The organism is Ruegeria sp. BJ5, from assembly GCF_056537865.1.
On the sequence record NZ_JBQFSH010000002.1, the window covers coordinates 634141 to 651794 of the forward strand.

Here is a 17654-nt window from a genome sequence, read left to right on the forward strand (position 1 = left end):
ACGCCGGACATGACCCAACTGATGCAGACACAAGCCGGAGACGCCGGCGCCTTCCGCCACTTCGACCTGACCCGCGTCCCCTCTCCCTGCTTCGTCGTCGACGAAAAGGCGGTGGAGCGGAACCTGGCGGTTCTGGCCGATATCGGAGAGCATTCCGGCGCGCATATCCTGTCGGCGCTCAAGGCCTTTTCGATGTTCGCGCTGGCCCCGCTGGTGCGCCAGTATCTCGGCGGCACCTGCGCCAGCGGCATCTTTGAGGCGCGGCTGGGGCGCGAGGAATATGGCGGCGAGGTCGCGACTTTCTGCGCGGGCTACAAGGACGCCGATATCGACGAAATCCTCGCGCTGTCGGATCACATCATCTTCAACAGCCCCGCGCAGAAAGACCGCTTTTTGGCCAAGGCACAGGCCGCCGGGCGGCAGGTCGGGCTGCGCATCAACCCCGAGCATTCCGAAGGCGAGGTTGCGAAATACGACCCCTGCGCCCCGTGCTCGCGCCTCGGCACCCCGGTCAGCCAACTAGACGCCAAGGCGCTGGAGGGCGTGGATGGCCTGCACATGCACACGCTCTGCGAACAGGGGTTCGAGCCGCTGGCGCGCACATGGGCGGCGATCGAACCGAAACTCGCCCCCTTCCTGAACGGGTTGAAATGGCTGAATTTCGGCGGCGGCCACCATATCACCCGCAGCGACTATGACCGCGACGGGCTGGTGGAGTTCATCAAGACCATCCGCGCCAAATACGGCGTCGAGGTCTATCTGGAACCCGGCGAGGCCGTGGCACTGGATGCGGGCATCCTGGTGGGCGAAATCCTCGACCTGCCGCACAATGGCATGGATCTGGCAATCACCGACATCTCGGCCACCTGCCACATGCCCGACGTGATCGAGGCCCCCTATCGCCCTGCCCTGCTGGACGAGGCCGAAACCGGCCACACCTATCGTCTGGGCGGCCCCTCGTGTCTGGCGGGCGACGTGATCGGCGACTACACTTGGGCGGAACCCCTGCAGATCGGGCAGCGCTTTGCCTTCCTCGATCAGGCGCACTACTCGATGGTCAAGACCAACACGTTCAACGGCGTGCCCCTGCCCACCATCGCCCTTTGGAACAGCGAAACCGATGATCTGAAGATCATCAAGCAATTCGGCTACGACGACTTCAAAAAGAGGCTATCATGAGCATTTTCCTCGACAGCGAACTGACCGAGGACGAACGCAGCGAAGACGCCCGGTTCCGTGTCATCCCGGTGCCGCTGGAGCGCACGGTCTCCTACGGTTCGGGCACGGCAGGCGGCCCCGCCGCGATTATCGCAGCCAGCAACGAACTCGAACGCATCACGGGCCACGCCGAACCCTGCGTCGAAGGCATCTTTACCGAGCCCCCGCTGGACTGCGAAGGCCCGCTGCCGGACGTCATGGAGCGCCTCGCCCAGCGCACCGAGGCCGCCGTCCGCGCCGGCAAGGTGCCGGTCACGCTGGGCGGTGAACACTCGCTGAGCTATGGCGCGGTGATGGGCGTGGCCCGCGCATTGGGTCAGCCCCTCGGCATCGTGCAAATCGACGCCCATGCCGACCTGCGCAACGCCTACCAGGGGGAAAGGCACAGCCATGCCTCGGTCATGCACCTGCTGGCCGAGGAAGGCGTCCGTCTGGCGCAATTCGGCGTACGCGCCTTCTCGACCGAAGAAGCCAAAAGTCGTCTGAAGAACCGTGTCTTCCATGTGGATGCCGAAGAGCTGGTGACCGGCAACATCCATGCCGTCGACCTACCTGAGGATTTTCCCGAACTGGTCTATGTCAGCTTTGACGTCGACGGGCTTGATCCGTCGCTGATGCCCGCCACCGGCACACCGGTTCCGGGCGGTCTGGGATACTATCAGGCGCTGCATCTTGTCGACCACGCCTTGAAAGGCCGCCGCTGCGTGGGCTTCGACGTGGTCGAACTGGCCCCGGACGGCAACGCGGCGTGGGATTTCACCGCGGCACAGATTGTCTATCGCCTGATGGCCTCCTGCTAGGCGTCCGCGGTTTCGTTCAGTTCCATATGCCCCTCGCCCTTGTTCAGGACGCGACGCAGCATGGGCTCGAAGAACTCCAGCGGCCTGGTCGGATAGTCCGGGTCGAACGCCTTTTGATCGTATTCGTGGCAGAAATAGCGGCAGTCCTCCCAATAGGGGCTGTCGCGGTACTTGTCGCGCGCGTTGCGGTCCCCACCCAGATGGTGGTTGTAGTAATAGCCCTGGAACACGCAGTGATGTTTCAGGATCCAATGGGTGCGTTCGCTGACATAGGGCTTCATCATCGCCGCTGACAGCTCACCGTGGTTGTAGGGCGACAGGATGTCCCCGGTGTCATGGATCAGAGCAGCAACGACCAGTTCCTCATCCGCGCCATCCTCATAGGCCCGCGTCGCAGCCTGCAGGCTGTGCTGATACCGGTTGACCGGATAGGGTGTCCATTCCTCGTCCAAGGACCGGATCGCGTCCAGAATTCGGTCGGGCAAAGCCGCGTTATAGGCCTCTTCATATTCCATGACGGCGTCCCAATCGCCCTTGGTGGCCTCTTCGAAACTGGTCCAGGTGGGTTTGTGGCTTTTGTCCAGCATGGCGGGTCCTTTGGCTGCGGGTCACTGCCAGACTAGTCGCGACCACCCAATAGAAAAAATGAATTGATTTTATCACGCCGATCAAAAAATAGTTTCACATGCAGATGCGTGAGCTCGAAACGTTTTTATGTGTGGCGGAAGCCGGTGGTTTCCATGCTGCGGCCCGACGGATGAACGTGACACAGACGGCTGTCAGTGCACGGATCCGCCAGCTTGAGGCGGCCACGGGCAAAGCCCTGTTTTCACGTGGTGCCGGCGGTACCAGCCTCACCGACTTCGGGGCGCAGTTCAAACCCTACGCCGAACAGATGCTGTCGCTTTGGTCCTTCGCCTCGCAGGACCTGCCGGCCCAAAGTCAAGGTCGTGTGGCCCTTCGCCTGGGCGCTCAGCTCAGCATCTGGGACCCGCTTCTGGTCGATCTGGCCGTCCGGTTCGAGCAGAGGTTTGGCAAACTTCTGTTGACGCTCAACTATGACCACACGCTGAACATGGCCGAGGCCGTTGCTTCGCACGTTCTGGACGTGGCGTTGACACATGAGAGGCCATCGCGGTCCGGGATCTCGTGCCAGGACTTGCCGCCTGAGCATTTGATCCTTGTCGAGACGCCCCATCTGGCTAAGTCCGGCAGCGATCCTGTTTTCATCAACCTCGAACTTGGTGAAGGCTATCAGGAGCATGTACGCGGTCTGGCCCGGTTGTCTGCTGGGCAAACCGTGTTTCTGGGCAATTGCATGATGGCACTGCGCTATATCCTGCAACGCGGCGGGCGCGGTTTTTTCCCGCATAGCGTCGTCGCCCCGCACCTTGCGAATGGCGCGCTTCGCAAAGTCGAGGAAGCGGCACCGCTAATTCTACCAGTCCACCTTGTCTCACGCGCAGAGGATGACCACCAAAAACTGTTGGGTGAATTACACCAGTGCCTGTCAGATCTGCGGGGCTGATCTTAGGCTGGGGATGGCGCAGGTGCGGCGGCTCTCACCCGCCGGCGAATGATCGGTCTTCCGGCGAAAGCCAGGAACACGGCCGATATTGCGAACCCGACAACGGCTGGACCATAGAGCATCGGCCAAAGTTTCGCATCCTTGATCACCACCGGAGACACGAACCCACGCACACCTTCCAACAAGACAAGAATCGTGAATGCTGCGAATATCTGTGGCCAAAGGCCGAACCGGGAAAAACTGCCCAGCATCAGCGTCGAATACCCCACCAGCGCCACGGTGATGCAGATCGCGATCCAGGAGAACCGTTGGTGCAGCTCTTCCACCAATTCCCCCAACGGGTAGCCATCCGCCGCGGCGACGGCGTCAAGATCGCCCAACAACTCGATCGTCGGAATCGCCTCAAGACTGCGGCGTCCATTGTCGGTGTTTCGGGACAGCTCCGAAATGTCGTATGATGCATCGTCGAAAAGGGTCGACGACAGCGTCTTGCCTTCCTTGTTCAGCCGCAATGCAACCCCATCCACCATGACCAGATGAACGCCGGATCCGTTGTTCACCAGATAGGCGGACGTGCTGGAGTATGTGGCGGGGTTTTCCTGATCGCGACGGTCGGACACGAACACCTCGTGCAATGTGCCATCCAGATCAATCCGACCGATATAGACGGTCACGCCGCGAGCCGGGTGCATGAACTCACCCTCGTTGAGCAACTGCGCGGTGATGTCACCTGCCACCTCTGCCTGGCGCAATTCCAGCTGTTCAACGGATGCGGGCCGCAGAATGACGCTGACGATCGCCATCATTAGCCCCGCCACCAGACCAAATAGCAACACCGCCCGGCCCAGCCGCCATGGGCTGGACCCGGTTGCCAGCATCACGGTCAGCTCGCTTTCCCGGCTCAGCCGGTTGGTGGCATAGACTGCGGCGGCAAAAACCGCCATCGGCATGACCGTTCGGACAAGCGTCGGCAGTGTCAGCGCCGTGAATTCCAGAAACACCATAGCCGACTGGCCGCCACTGATGACGTGTTCGAACAGGCTGACCGAGCGGGTGATCCAGAACACGCCCACCAGAACAAGCGTGAAAAAGCCGAAAAGAACCAATAGCTGCCGCAGGAAATACCCATCAAAGCGCGACATGTGACCTCTTTCGGCTGTTTTATCCTGGCGGGACATTAGGCCATTCGCCAGTCAAGGGGAACTGCGATTGCGCCCCAACTCACCGGCCGGCACAAGGATTTTGGTGTGCCACAGCCACCGCAGGACCTGTGCCGCCGAGGTGGGTCCGATGCGGCTCGACCATCGCTGCAGAATATCGGGCACAGAGCGTGAGTCGCGCAGATCGGATATCAACGGCGCCAGTTCGGCCCCCGCCAGCGAGTGGACCGGGCGCGGCAAATTGGGGTGGGTCAGAATCTCTGACCGCACAACATACGCGTCGCCTTGCACACCGCCCTGTATCAGCTTCGCCTCCGGCGACCGGCGAAGCACCTCGCCCGGGGACAACTCGGCGTTCTGCAGGTCCGCAGGCGGGCGGCGAAGCCAGTCCAGAGGCTGTGCGCGCTGGCTCCAGAACGGACCAGAGGTGACCTCGTGGTGACGTGCATAGAATGCCGCCGCCAATTCGGCGTGGGTTTCTACGCGTTCGCGCTGTCGTCCCGAATAGAATCCCAGCGCGATGTTGGTGTCGCAGGGCCGAGTCAGAATCGTGTTCGCAACCACTGCCGCCTGCATGGCCTGCGCCATAGACAGTTGCACCCCTTGCGATGACAGCGCATCGACCGAGAAACTCGCTTCGCCCACACGCAGCAGATCATCGGCGGGCGGTGTCAATTCACATTGGCTGCTGGCATCACACCGGCGCACCGGGCCCATCCGCGCCTGCTCCAGACAGCCGGCCAGAAGAGTCGATCGTGCCAGAAGGTTCAGATACAGATCACGCCGGGCTGCCGGCGACAAACCAGTGCAATCCGACGGGTCAATGAAAATGCAAGCGTTGACCGTACCATCCGGCTGTGCTGCGCCCCAATACCAATGGGCATCACCAGCCTCCACGCGGGCCTGCGTGCCAAAACCCGGAGGGGCTTGCCAATAGGCATAGAGCGCTGTCAATGGCGCTGAGGCCGGGCGGAACCTTCGACCCAGGCCCGCATGCTTGCCCGCCGCATCCACCAAAAGGTCGGCGCGCAGTCGGCTTTTTCCCTGCGCAGTCAGGATCGGAACCTCCCAACCGGCGCCGGTGCGCCGTGGTCGATAGGCGCGTGCGGGTTGCAACACACGAACACCCGACTGGCGTGCAGCGTCCAGTAGGATGGCATCGAACCGGCTGCGATCCACCAGAAGGCCCGGATCGTCAACTGGCTCACCTCTCCTTTCAAACGCCCCGCCCCACATAAGGACGGAACCCGACGATTGCAGGAATCCCGCAGCTTTCATCGCATCGTCCACACCCAGAAACCGCAGAATGGGCCAGATGGAGGAAGGAAGTGACTCGCCGATATGTGGGCGTGGGAAGATGGCGCGTTCCAGCAGACAGACTCGTCGCCCCAGCTGTGCCAGCCGCATCGCCGTCATAGCCCCGGCCGGACCACCGCCGATCACGCAGATCTCGGTTTCAATCTCGGCCGCCATCCGCTGCGCCCTCAGGCCGAACGGCGGGCTGCGTCGCCGAAGAAATCCGGGCGGGCAGCCGACAGCCGGACATAGGCCTGCAGGCAAAAATCCAGCCAACCGCGGATATAATCACATGCCGGGCGGCCACGATGAATGACCTCGTGATGGCAACCGCCACCGCACATGTACCGTGCCCAACAGGTGTTGCACGGCGATTGGTTGTGCACGTGGCGCTCGGCCAGCCAGGCTTCTCGTCGCGCATCCGGGCCGTCATGGACGTTGCCCATCGCGGCCAAGTCATCCTCGACGAAGCGGTGGCAGGCGAACAGATCGCCATCCGCCGAAACCCCGAAATATCCGCCACCGGCTCCGCAAGCGTAGGGCCGGTGCGTGCCACGGTGGATCTCGTGCATTGCGGCGGCCATGTTCGAGAAGGGAAAGCGGCGGCCCTGCAGCACGGCGTCTTCGAAAACGCGTCCGCAGCGGATCATCTGCGAAAGCATTTCGGCCATGTCCTTGCTGCTCATTTCTTCGCGCCCGGTTGGCGAAGCCAGCATGGGTGAGAACCCGACCGAGTGGAAACCCAAGCCTATGAAATGGTTCAGGGTCTCAGGCAGCTCGAGGTTGCGCGGTGTCACGGTGACCCGAGCGCCCACCTGCATGCGATGTTGTTTGTCCAGCAACGGCTGCACCTTGCGCAGAATGATGTCGTAGCTGCCGCGCCCACCCCGGTTGGGGCGCAGCCGGTCATGTGCCTTGCCAACACCATCCAGACTGATGGTGACGGCAAAGGCGTGGTCTTCGAAAAACTCAGCGTCCTCCGGGCGCAGCAACGTGCCGTTCGTCGTGATCGAAAAGCCCACATCCACGTTGTTGCGTTGCGCGTGTTCGGCAGCATAAATCGTCGTTTTTCGGATCAGGTCGCGATTGATCAACGGCTCGCCTCCCAGGAAGGCAAGATTGATCCGGGAGCGGGGTTCCGCGTCCATGATCAGCCGATCGACCGAGGCTTTCGCGACCTCCCATTCCATACTGCGGGCAGGACCACCAAAGCTGCCCTGCGAGGCATAGCAATATGTGCACGCCAAGTTGCATTTCTGCGCGACCGCCAGCGACAAAGACCTGACCGGCATGCGGCGCGGCGGCGCGGCGTCAATGAACGGCACACCATCAAGACCCATCTTCGACAGAAACCCTCGCTGTCCTTCGGCGGTCATACGGGCGAAGTGATCCGCCGTTCCGTCGGGCACGTCGAACACGCGCGAGCCATCTACGGCCAGCATGTGCTCGCCCAAGGTCGTTTCGAAAAAATGCACCTCGGCAGATGGGTGGGTCATGTCTCGACCTCGGGCCAGAACGGGATACCGATACCCTTTTCCGCCAAGGCTTCACCGGCGACCCGGAAGCTTTTCATCGTGTCGCGCACCTGCTGGATATACTCCTGCGCTTCGGTGAATCGGTTCTGAGCCTCGTTTTGATAGGCCTGTTCCAGCCCATCGGTGATGCGGCGGAACAGATCCAGTGCCTCTTTCGCCTGCGTTTCCGAGCCCACTTGGATCGGGCGCAGATAGGCAGGTGTGCCGCGGCCCGTTTGGTATTTGGCCAGAACGTCCTTCATCTGGCGGAACCGCAGAAAATGTTCGTCGCCGTCGGTGTCGATCCGCACGGCCAAAGCATACAGGCGCCGATCGGTGAACGCCTTGTGTTCCAGTGTCGCCACGCACTGGGCATAAGCGCGGTCTATGAACCCGTCGGGGCGTTCGATCTCGATGAAGTCGTCGATGGCCTCAGGCGTCAAAGGGCGCAACGACCGTGGGATGATCCGCTTGGGTCCGATGGGCAGGGCAAGCGCGGGCGTCAGCACCGGTTCGTAATCCTTGCCCTGCAACGACCACAGCAACTGGTTTGCCCAGCGCATGTGGGTCATCTCGCCGATCGCAACTTCAAGCAGGGCGCGCCGCGCAAAGATCAGATCATCCTTCAGCGTTGGCCAGCGCTCGGAACCGACGGTTTCGGGATCGGCCAGCGAAAAATAGGCATAGAGGTATTGCAGGCTGAGCGTCATCTCCATCGGCGCCAGACGGGTCTGCAGGTCTTTGACCATCGCCGCTACGCTTTCATACGGTTCGACACCGGGCAGGTCCGTGTCGGCCTCATAGACTTCGCCGGTCTCGCGTCCCTCGACTACGATCGGCAGGTCGCTCCACATCTGGTTGACCTCGTAATGGTCGATCTGAAACGGGCGGTTCTGTTCGACGGTATTCAACGCCGCCACATTGCCCGAGGGCGATTTGTCCGAGCGCAGCCAATCCAGATAGGTTTCGGCCACAACCGGATCGTCGGGCGCACCAGTCGGCAGGCGGGTGTCATGCGGTACTTCGGCAGTGACCACATCCGGGTGGTTTGATGGCCAGTAGTGGCAGCCGCAATCCCGAAAGTCATGCGACCAGGGATTGCACAGGCTTTGGGTCAGCTCTCCGGGGTCGTAGGCCGTATCGAACACGCCGGCTTCGGTGCGGTACTGCCGGCGGTATCCATGCAGGACGACCGGCGGTGCGTCGACGACACCGTCGTGATTGCGCCGCTCCAGTGCGATGGTCACCGGATGGTCGTCGCCGCATTCAAGGCTGCGGATGAACCGCCAGACCAGCATGCCGTCGTAGGGTTTGCCCGTGTCGTCGCGGAACGAGATACGTCGACCGCCTTGTTCGACCCAGGCCAGAAACCACCGGCCGCTGGACAGCTCGGCGCCGATTTCGCCACGATAGGCGTCCAGCAAGTCCTGCACCCAAGGTGCCGAACTGTCATCGGGCAACATCGGGTCATAGAAATAGTCGACATAGACCAGATGAAACCCTTGCGTGTTTTCGGGTGCTTCCGGAACCGGGTTCAGTGGGACACGTACGGCATTGAAAACCAATCCCGGAAAGAACCGGCGATCAAGGTCGCGTACGTCCATTTCCAGCCCCGGGAAACAATTTCCGACCGACCCGTCCAGCCGGGTGTTGTCAGGGTTGCCGGGCACCTTGTAGGCCGCACGGGCCGTCAGATTGCGGGGTTTGATGCGGATCGGCGCTGGTTTGTCAGACATCCCGAGGCTCTCCTACCGGTTCGGTTCCGGGCGCGGGCGGGTGCGCCTCGAGGTAATCGATGAAAGACATCACCAGATGGTACTGCCGCCGTGACAGCGAGAGCGGAAAATAGTTGGAATCCCGCATGTAGGGCGGCATGCGGGCGTCGTGCATCATGTCGCGCACGATCCGCGGGTCGCGGAAGGCGGGATCGGGTGTCTGGTCAGGGTTCGGATCCTCTTCGAACTGGGCCAGAATGCCAAAGGGCGGGCGCATCAATCGCCGCACGAAATCAGGCCTGCGGCGCAGAAAGTCCAAAAGGTTTTCCTCATCGATCAACTGCTCGTGCACAAACTTGGTGGCGACCGTATAGGGCAGCTGTTCATTCGGGACCGAGTTCGAGAAAACCGACACCGGCTGTGGGCGGATCAACTCGTCGATCTTGTCGGGAGGCACCGCGTCCTTTTCCGTCATCGATGCCGCATCGGTGGACGGCAGGCCCGGTGTGGGAGCGATATTGGTCTGAGCCTGAAGAGAGGCGTTGTCTTTGAGGCCTTGTGCCCGGATGTCATCCAGATTGATCAGGCTGTTGGTCTCGAACGCCTTTCGGAAGATGTCGACCACTTCGGTTTTTGCATCAAGGTAGTTTTCTGCGGTGACCGAGATCAACGACATGTCGCGATCCGCCAGATCGTCTTCGAGGCTGTAGAAAGGCCGGCAATCCGGAGCGAAATCCGGCGGTCCGGTGAAGATGCGCGCCCGGGCGACCAAACGCTGACCTCGAACAGCCAGCGTGGCTTCGATCGTTCCATCACAGGTGTCGTCAACCACCCCCCAGGACTGATCGTTGCCGACTCGGGCACCATCATAACTGTCATGCGGTTCGGGATCATCAGACAACCCCGACATCATGATCCATTTCGACCAGGGCGTGTCCGGGTTCAGGATGCGGTTCTGCGCCGGCACGATCTCATGAATCCGGCCATATTCCGATTTGGGCGGGTCATTCTTGTATCCCGGCACAGCAAGGGTTGCAGGGCCGAAGGCGGCATCGGGCGGGCCGTATACCTCGCCCTTGGGCGGAGTGAACCGCAAACGCAGAAGACTGCGGTCCACCATCTCGCCGGGCACCGGCTCGTCCGTCCCTTGGACCGGGCGGACAACCCGCACCGAGCCCAGCGGGATCGGGTTGTGTTCATAGACCAGCGGCTGCTGTTCCGACGTGTGCGGGCTGAAGGCCAGCAAGGGTTTGGGAGAAAAGTCCTCGGCCGCGATCTCGACCCGGGCGCGAAACCCGCAGGCTGCATCTCCGGTGCGGCGGGCGGCTTTCTGATTGCCTACAGCGACAGTGTAGCGGATGTTCTTCAGCGACAGCCCCTGCCCTTCAAGAAGGTTCAGAGTGACAGGAGTTTCATAGGCCTCGCCGGTTTCAGCATCGAACATCCGCGCCCACAGCTCAAAGAACGGCGCGACCGGGCGCAGGGCGCCGGTGCCTTCATCCCGAAATCGGATCTTCCGCGGGTCCGGCAGGTGGGCCGAGACACTCCCATCCTCGTTTTCCCGCAAAGTCACGTTCGAGCGTATGACCGTCTTGTTGTTGCCATGCGCGTCCAGATCCTGCTGCCATTCGTAGCTTTCCAGCGGGGTCTCGCCCGGACCAAGCCTGGCAACGGCCATCGGCGGCAAAAAGAAGATTTCCTGTATCGTGTCCATGCCGGGCCCTCTCCAGTTTGGCCATGCCGCTCCGCAACCTGTTTTCAGGGGTACGAATAGCTTTGATAGGTGATCGTCGGGTCCGAGAAGAACGGAGTCGACTTATCCCGAATGATGTCCGGCGGCGCGTCGTCCGGAACCGGAGAAATGCTCTGCTGGTAGTGAAAGAAGTTCTGGGGGTCGAATTTCTGCTTCACGAACAGAAGTGAGTTGAAGTTGTCGCCCCAATAGAGCCATCGATAGTTCAACTGAGTGCGCCGCGGATAATTTTGATAACAGCGGTCGATGAAGAAGCCCTCGTCCGTCATCATCTGCATGAACCCATCCAGCCATGGGACCACGACGTCTTTCTCATCCTCGGACAACCAAAACACGTCAACGTAGAAATTCATCGACACGTCGCGGTGAATGAAGGCGTTTCCCTGTTTGCCAACCGGCATTCGGTTGATCGCCCCGCCATACGGCTCGATCGCCACCGCCCCGTAGGCGTTCGGCGTGCTGTCCAGATAATCGACGACCCTTTGCCATTCATCTTGCGACAACTGGCGGGCGATATACCCGCCCTGCTTGTCTTCGCGGGCTTGATCCGGGACCACCGGGATGTCGTATTTCTCGTCATACAGCCAGGAATTGATCTGCTGGTAGGTTCCTGTCTTGCTGTTTTCCATGTGGCCGCCGATGGGTTCGTCCAGCAGCGGCTGGATGACCCGGCGCCCTTCGTCTTCGGGGCCGTGATATAGGGCCGAGACCAAAAGAACCTTCTGGTCTCCTTGATAAGCCAGAAAGATGTAGGCCCCAAATTTGTCCGAGAGTCCGTCCTTCATGTAGTTGGCCTGCAGAAACTCCAAAGCCTTGGCAGCCCTGTCCAGCGGCCATTTGATATGAACGCCCCAAACTTCGTAAAGGTTGTGCAGCTTGAACCGGATTTCCAGAAGCACCCCGAAATTGTTGCCGGTGCCTCCCCGGATCGCCCAGAAAAGATCGGGGTTGGTCGTGTCATCCGCGATTACGATACTGCCATCCCACAGCATAACCGTCACGCCCAGGACATTGTCGCAGGCCATTCCGAACAGGCGCGACGTGAACCCGTATCCTCCGCCCATCATGAATCCGGCCACGCAGACATCCTGACACGCGCCACCCGGCACATGCAGGTGATAGGAATCCAGCACCGAGTTCAGGACTTTGAACGGGGTACCGGGGCCGACATAGGCCATCGGGGTATCTGGATCGACCGTCACGTAACACATCCTGCTGGTATCCAGCACCATCGCATTGTTGACCGAGTACCCCGCCGTACTGTGCCGGCCCGATCGGCTGACCACCCACAGATCATGGGCCCGCGCGAAGGCCAGACTGGCCCGCACGTCCTGAATGGTTTCGCAATAGACAATGATTTCCGGGTAGTCCTGAAAGGCCGGGTTCCAAAGTTGGCGATCCGTGTTGTAGTTCGGGTCCGTCGGCAAAACGACCGATCCAACCAGGCCTTTTTCAAACTCCCGTATCTGCTCGGGCGTAATCGGATGATAGCGCTGCAGCGATAGGTCCGTTCGGCTGGAGGCGACGCGATCCTTGGCCAGAATAGTCTTGCTTATCTTGCGCATGATGGACGCTCCCTTGGCATAACATGCAGAACGCGCAGGGAAAAAACACTGCGCGCACGTTTTACGGTCTTTCCATCAACCCATTTCTGCCCGTCCCAAGCTGGCAGAAAGCTTCCGTACCGGTCAAGAGATCGTTTCAAGCAATGCCCGGGCTTCAAGCAATTCCGGGATGTCGGCCTTTGGGTCGAAACGTTCCAGGGCATCCGACAGCCATGGCCCCGGCTTCCCCGCGGTTTTGGAAACGTGGCGCGTCAGCGCCACGGCTGCGCGCAGTTCGAACAGGCTGGCCCCGCATTTGCGCGCCTCGGACACCGCCTGTTTGAGGATCGGTTCAGGATCTTTCCGCTCATGATCGTCAAGCAACGAGCGGACCCTGAAAACCTCGGCATCGGCCCAGCCTTCGTCGGTATCTTTGCGCCAAAGTTCAGCCTGCGTCAGCGCCTGCTTGGCGGCCTTGAGCCCCCCGGCACGCACCAGAAGTTCCGCGATCAGCGATAGAAAGAAGCTTTTGTAGTTTCCGGCGCCACTAGACCACCAGTCATCCGACGCCTGCCGCAGGGCCGCGATGTGCTCGGCGTCCGGGGTGCGGTGCGCCCGCGCCCAACCGAGCCACATGCGGGCGGTGATCGACATGAAGGCCAACCTGTGCTCGCGAGAAATCTCCTCCAGCGGTGCGACGGTCGCGATCAGTGCGTCGATATCACGGTGCAACAGATGGACCATGCACGTATAGGTCAAGACCTGGGCTACGCTGTGCGCGTGTTGCAATTCATTGGCCCAGTCCAAAGCTTGCGCCTGAACCTTTCGCGCACGGGCCGGCTCACCCATCAGGCTGTAACAGACCCCCAGGAAGCCAGCTGTGATGGCCGCATGGTCGGTGCCATAGACATAGGCCAGCTTCCCATGTGTTTTGAAATCGTAAAGGGTCCAGGCCTGCTCAAGGTGCGCTCTGGCATCGGTCAGATTGCCGATGTGCAGTTGTACGGCCCCCATGGCGCGGTGCCCTACCATCCGGTGCTCGGTCCGGCCGCTGACTTCAGCCAGGTCCAGGATCTGGTCCGCCACCTCACCGGCCAGGCGGTACTCGGCCCGCACAAGGTGAAACGCATAAAGCCCATTGAGAACCGGGAAAAGGCGTTCCGTCTCGCGGGCCCGACGGCACAGCTCGCGCAGCCGGCCATAGGCCTCGCCTGTCGCTTCGCCTGCAATCCCGTCAGTCGAGCGCAAGACACCGGCCCGAAGCACTTGCAGGTCAATCTCGCGCAAGTCGCGGTCGCGGCTTTTCGGCAGGTCTGAGACAAGACCGAGCGCCTTGGACAAATGGGTCAGTGCTTCGGACAGGGCCGACCGCTCGATCGCTCTCTGACCGGCGTTTTGCCAATGAGTAACGGCCTCTTCGGGGCGATTTGCCAGCGTATAGTGCTGGGCCAGAACTTCGGGCTGGGTCTGTGCAAGATAGGGTTGCTGGTCCAGCAATACACCCGCAGCCTGGTCGTGCAGGACCTGCCGCTCGGATCGCAGAAGGCTGTCATAGGCCATGTCCCGGATCAGGGCATGGCGAAACAGGTATTCGTCCTCGGCCCCGTCCGGTGGCCGCTGGATGATGCCCGCCATGGCCAATTGTTCCAGGCTGGCCTGCATCGACGCCGTCGGCAGCATGGAGACCGCCGCGACCAGAGCCACCGAAAAGCGTCGCCCGAACACGGCGCCGGTCTGCGCCACGTCCTTTGCCATACCCAGGCGGTCGAGACGCTCCATCAGCGAATCCTTGAGCGTGCTGGGTACCGACAGCGACGGCAGCGGACCGCGCAGGACATAGCCATCCTCGGTCAGCCGCAACTGGCCGGATTCCAGAAGGCCGCGCGTCACCTCCTGTACAAAGAGCGGGATCCCATCGGTCTTGGCGGCAATCAGGTCGCAGACCGGTCCCGGCAAAGGCTTGCCCCCCGCGACATCCGTGACGATTTCCGCCACCTCGGCATTCGGCAATCGGGTCAGGGGGATGTGCAACGTGTTGTGGTGGTGCCCCCAGCTGGGGTCGAACCCCTGCCGGGCCGTGACCACGATAAGAACCGGCAGGTCACGGATCCGCTCGATTACCCTATCCGTCAGCGAAAGCGTGGTCGGGTCCACCCAATGCGCGTCTTCGAACAGCAACAGAACGGGTTTGCTTCGGGCCATCGACACCAATTGCTGCGTTACGGCTTCCAGCGTCTTTTCCAACTTGACCTGCGGCGGCAGGTCCAAGGGCCCCAATGCATCATCGGCATCGATGCTCAACAGATCCGCAATAAGGCGCTGTTGTTCGGACGTCAGATACCGCAGCAGCGGCAGAAGCTTGTCCAGCTTTTGGGCGTCCGTATCCGCCGGCGCGAACCCGGCTGAACGTTCCAGTTGCTGCACGATCGGATACAGGGCACTGCTTGAGTGCAGCGGCGAACATTGGAAATTCAGACGCAGAATATCCTGCCCCTGCAACTCGTGCGCCAACCCTTCGATCAGCCGCGACTTTCCGATCCCCGCCTCACCTGAGATCAGAACGGATTGACCCGCCCCGTGACTGGCTTCGTTCCACTTGTCACACAGCTTGCGAAACTCGGAGCCGCGACCGATCAGTCGGCCGGAACCCGCTTCGGGATTGATCTCGAACCGCCGTTCGATCCGTGCGGTACCCTCCACGATCCAGGCCTGAATCTCGTCCGCAAACCCCTTCAGAACATGCCTGCCGGAATCCTTCAGCCGGAAAGCGCCACCGATCAGGCGGCGCGTCGAAGGGCTGATGATCAGCGAATTTGGTTCGGCCAGACCCTGCAGGCGGGCGGCCAGATTCGGCGTCCGCCCCATGACCACGTCGTTTTCCCGCAACCCGTCCCCATAGATGGTGCCGACCACCACAAGTCCCGTGGCGATTCCGATCCGCGCCTGCAGCTCTTCCTTTCGGTCGATCGCGGGCAGTTCGTCCAAAATCTGCAACCCGGCCTCGATCGCGCGCGAGGCCGCATCCTCCTGCGCGTGCGGATAGCCGAAATAGATCATCGCACCATCCCCCATGAAACAGGCGATGTGACCACCGAATTTCGAGACGGCGGTTGTGCAAGTCTCTTTGAATCGCCGCACCAGCTCGCCCAGATCTTCCGGATCCAGGCGCTCGGACATTGCCGTCGAGCCGACGAGATCAACGAACATGACCGTCAACTGCCGGCGCTCGGCCACGATTTTGCCCTGTCGGCGGGTGTGCACGGCGTCACCGGCCGTGTCCTGGGCAAAACGCGCGGTTGCGGCAAGCAGGCGACGCCGGGGACCCAGCGGTAGCCCGAGATCGATCAGATCATGCTCGGACAGATGAACGAGGTCGGACAAGGCCACTTCTGCCGCAGCGAAGGCGGGCGCGTATTTGGACAGCCCCAACTTCTCCAGAAAAGCGGCGATATCCGTCATTTCTCCCCCAACGGCCTGTCCAACGCCGGATTGTTTTGGCACGGTCCAACCCGCGCAGATCGCGCGTCGCAAACCGTGGCCCGTTCATTATCCAACTGACTGAACAGCCTTTTCGTTCTTTACCCGCACGTCAAGAGGTTTGGCGCACCAAACCGGCGCAGCACGGTTGACCGTGGAGGCAGCATTGCTGAATTGCTTGGAGAATGGCAGGGGCAGCAGGGTTCGAACCCGCGACCTACGGTTTTGGAGACCGTCGCTCTACCAACTGAGCTATACCCCTGTGGTGCGCCATGAGATATGCCAGCGGCGCGACGGACTCAAGAGGCTTTTTCAGTTTCTCGGACACATATGCAATCGACAAAGAAGTTGCGTGCGTCGTGCAGTTCTATAAGACAAGGTTCGGCCCACCGAGAGGAAATTACCCTTGAGCCTTCGCAAGAAGATTGCCGACAGCGAGACAACCCTGAACTGGGCCGCGCGCCGCATCGCCAGCTACATCAGGATGGTCCATCGCAACACCAAATGGCAGCGGATCGGCTATGATGAGTTGGACAAGCTCGCGGAACAGGGCGAGCCGGTCATCGTCGTGCTGTGGCACCAGCGGCTGGCCCAGTCGCCCTATTTCTTTCCGCTGGACGAGGGGCGCATCTGCTCGATCACATCGGCCGCGCGCGCCGGCAGCATGGTGGGCCGGGTGCAGAAACTCTTCGGCATGGACACCATCGCCATGTCCAGCCACAAGCGTCACGTGGCCCTGTCGCGTGAAGTGTTGGGCAAGATAAAACAGGGGATCTCGATCGGCATAGCTGCCGACGGTCCGCGCGGCCCGGAACGGGTGTGCTCGACCGTCCCGCTGGTCTGGGCGCGCAGCTCGGGCAAACGCATTTTTGGCATCACCTATTCGGCCCGCCATGGCCGTGAGGCCGGCACCTGGGACCGGCTGCTGCTGCCGCGCCCCTGGCGCAACGAAGGCGTCTTTCTGTGCCGCGAATGGACTGAGACCGTACCCCGCAAGGCCACGGACGAGCAGATCGAGCAACTGCGCCAAAGCCTCGAGAAGCACATGAATGATATCACCGCCGAGGCGGATCGTATGGTCGGTCGCACTCCTTGGGAACCAAAGCTCTGATCAGCCCGCCTGCTTTCCGCCAAAGTCACCGCGCAAGGCGCCGGTTTGCTTGCCCCCAAACCTTCTGCGTTCCCGACAAAAATCGCTGACGGTGCAGTCGACTTCGTGATCATCATCGCTGAGAATGGCCTCGCGCATATCTTCCAGATCCTTGTTGTGAAGGATTTGCGCCCCGTAGTTCAGAAACTCAAAGCCAAACATCGCGTCCTCCTGCTGTTCGGGCATTCTGCCGAGCGTGCATAGGTCGCTGTCGGCGTTGCTCATCAAGTAGACATTCAGCATCTGGAGCAGATGGGCGGATGGTTAAGATTACTAAAGCCAAGGGTTGCGGCACCATCAAATCGAAAACACTGGCAGACTTGAAACAGTCTGATCGGCTTCACAATAAGAAAAAGGGCGCCCCAAGGGACGCCCTTTCCATCAGTATGCGCTGATGCGCCTTACTCGATGATTTTGGACACGACGCCTGCGCCGACGGTGCGGCCGCCTTCGCGGATGGCGAAGCGCAGACCGTTTTCCATGGCGATCGGGGCGATCA

Annotated in this window: 14 protein-coding genes and 1 tRNA gene; 4 read left to right on the top strand and 11 right to left on the bottom strand. The window is 61.1% G+C overall.

Translation table 11 applies throughout. The annotated features are described in order from the left end of the window. The first annotated feature begins 9 nt into the window (after nt 1-9). Complete coding sequence (gene nspC / locus ACR0NY_RS10600) at nt 10-1179, top strand: carboxynorspermidine decarboxylase (RefSeq protein ID WP_170367688.1); 1170 nt, start codon at nt 10-12, stop codon at nt 1177-1179. Next, nucleotides 1176-2018: an agmatinase gene (gene speB, locus ACR0NY_RS10605; protein ID WP_170367686.1), complete on the top strand. Its 843-nt coding sequence runs from the start codon at nt 1176-1178 to the stop codon at nt 2016-2018. The genes nspC and speB overlap by 4 nt, the downstream gene beginning before the upstream one ends. Here the strand turns inward: speB and ACR0NY_RS10610 are convergent. Beyond that, nucleotides 2015-2605, bottom strand: a complete 591-nt coding sequence (locus ACR0NY_RS10610) for an HD domain-containing protein (RefSeq protein ID WP_170367684.1) — start codon at nt 2603-2605, stop codon at nt 2015-2017. The two genes, speB and ACR0NY_RS10610, sit on opposite strands and share 4 nt — an antisense overlap. A 104-nt stretch (nt 2606-2709) precedes the next feature. On the opposite strand from ACR0NY_RS10610, the gene ACR0NY_RS10615 reads away from it, so the two are divergent. Continuing rightward, on the top strand, nt 2710-3546 hold the full coding sequence (locus ACR0NY_RS10615) for a LysR family transcriptional regulator (protein ID WP_254432874.1): 837 nt from the start codon (nt 2710-2712) through the stop codon (nt 3544-3546). A gap of 2 nt (nt 3547-3548) precedes the next feature. Here ACR0NY_RS10615 and lptF read toward each other — a convergent pair whose 3' ends face one another. From lptF to ACR0NY_RS10655, 8 genes are all read right to left on the bottom strand, one after another. Then, nucleotides 3549-4688, bottom strand: a complete 1140-nt coding sequence (gene lptF / locus ACR0NY_RS10620) for an LPS export ABC transporter permease LptF (protein WP_170367681.1) — start codon at nt 4686-4688, stop codon at nt 3549-3551. A gap of 51 nt (nt 4689-4739) precedes the next feature. Then, nucleotides 4740-6179 (bottom strand): flavin-dependent monooxygenase QhpG, encoded by a 1440-nt coding sequence (gene qhpG / locus ACR0NY_RS10625; RefSeq protein WP_170367679.1) that lies wholly within the window; start codon nt 6177-6179, stop codon nt 4740-4742. Between the two features lie 11 nt (nt 6180-6190). Next, nucleotides 6191-7498: a radical SAM/SPASM domain-containing protein gene (locus ACR0NY_RS10630; RefSeq protein ID WP_170339507.1), complete on the bottom strand. Its 1308-nt coding sequence runs from the start codon at nt 7496-7498 to the stop codon at nt 6191-6193. Further along, on the bottom strand, nt 7495-9252 hold the full coding sequence (locus ACR0NY_RS10635) for a ferritin-like domain-containing protein (RefSeq protein WP_170367677.1): 1758 nt from the start codon (nt 9250-9252) through the stop codon (nt 7495-7497). Before ACR0NY_RS10635 ends, ACR0NY_RS10630 begins: the two co-directional genes overlap by 4 nt. Then, nucleotides 9245-10945 (bottom strand): hypothetical protein, encoded by a 1701-nt coding sequence (locus tag ACR0NY_RS10640; protein ID WP_170339503.1) that lies wholly within the window; start codon nt 10943-10945, stop codon nt 9245-9247. Before ACR0NY_RS10640 ends, ACR0NY_RS10635 begins: the two co-directional genes overlap by 8 nt. Nucleotides 10946-10989: 44 nt before the next feature. Continuing rightward, nucleotides 10990-12549, bottom strand: a complete 1560-nt coding sequence (locus tag ACR0NY_RS10645) for an FAD-binding oxidoreductase (protein ID WP_170339501.1) — start codon at nt 12547-12549, stop codon at nt 10990-10992. Nucleotides 12550-12672: 123 nt separating this feature from the next. Beyond that, the gene (locus ACR0NY_RS10650) at nt 12673-15987 is read right to left on the bottom strand and encodes an adenylate/guanylate cyclase domain-containing protein (protein ID WP_170367675.1); all 3315 of its coding nucleotides are present in this window, start codon (nt 15985-15987) and stop codon (nt 12673-12675) included. A 204-nt stretch (nt 15988-16191) separates the two neighbouring features. Beyond that, nucleotides 16192-16267: transfer RNA gene (locus tag ACR0NY_RS10655), tRNA-Trp, on the bottom strand. A gap of 144 nt (nt 16268-16411) precedes the next feature. On the opposite strand from ACR0NY_RS10655, the gene ACR0NY_RS10660 reads away from it, so the two are divergent. After that, a complete protein-coding gene (locus ACR0NY_RS10660; protein WP_170367673.1) occupies nt 16412-17116 on the top strand; it encodes a lysophospholipid acyltransferase family protein in 705 nt (234 codons plus the stop codon). Here the strand turns inward: ACR0NY_RS10660 and ACR0NY_RS10665 are convergent, their stop codons facing one another. Continuing rightward, nucleotides 17117-17380: a hypothetical protein gene (locus ACR0NY_RS10665; RefSeq protein ID WP_170367671.1), complete on the bottom strand. Its 264-nt coding sequence runs from the start codon at nt 17378-17380 to the stop codon at nt 17117-17119. 176 nt (nt 17381-17556) lie between these two features. Further along, nucleotides 17557-17654: EF-Tu C-terminal domain-related protein (locus ACR0NY_RS10670; protein WP_480636862.1), on the bottom strand; the 98-nt coding region annotated here is incomplete at its 5' end.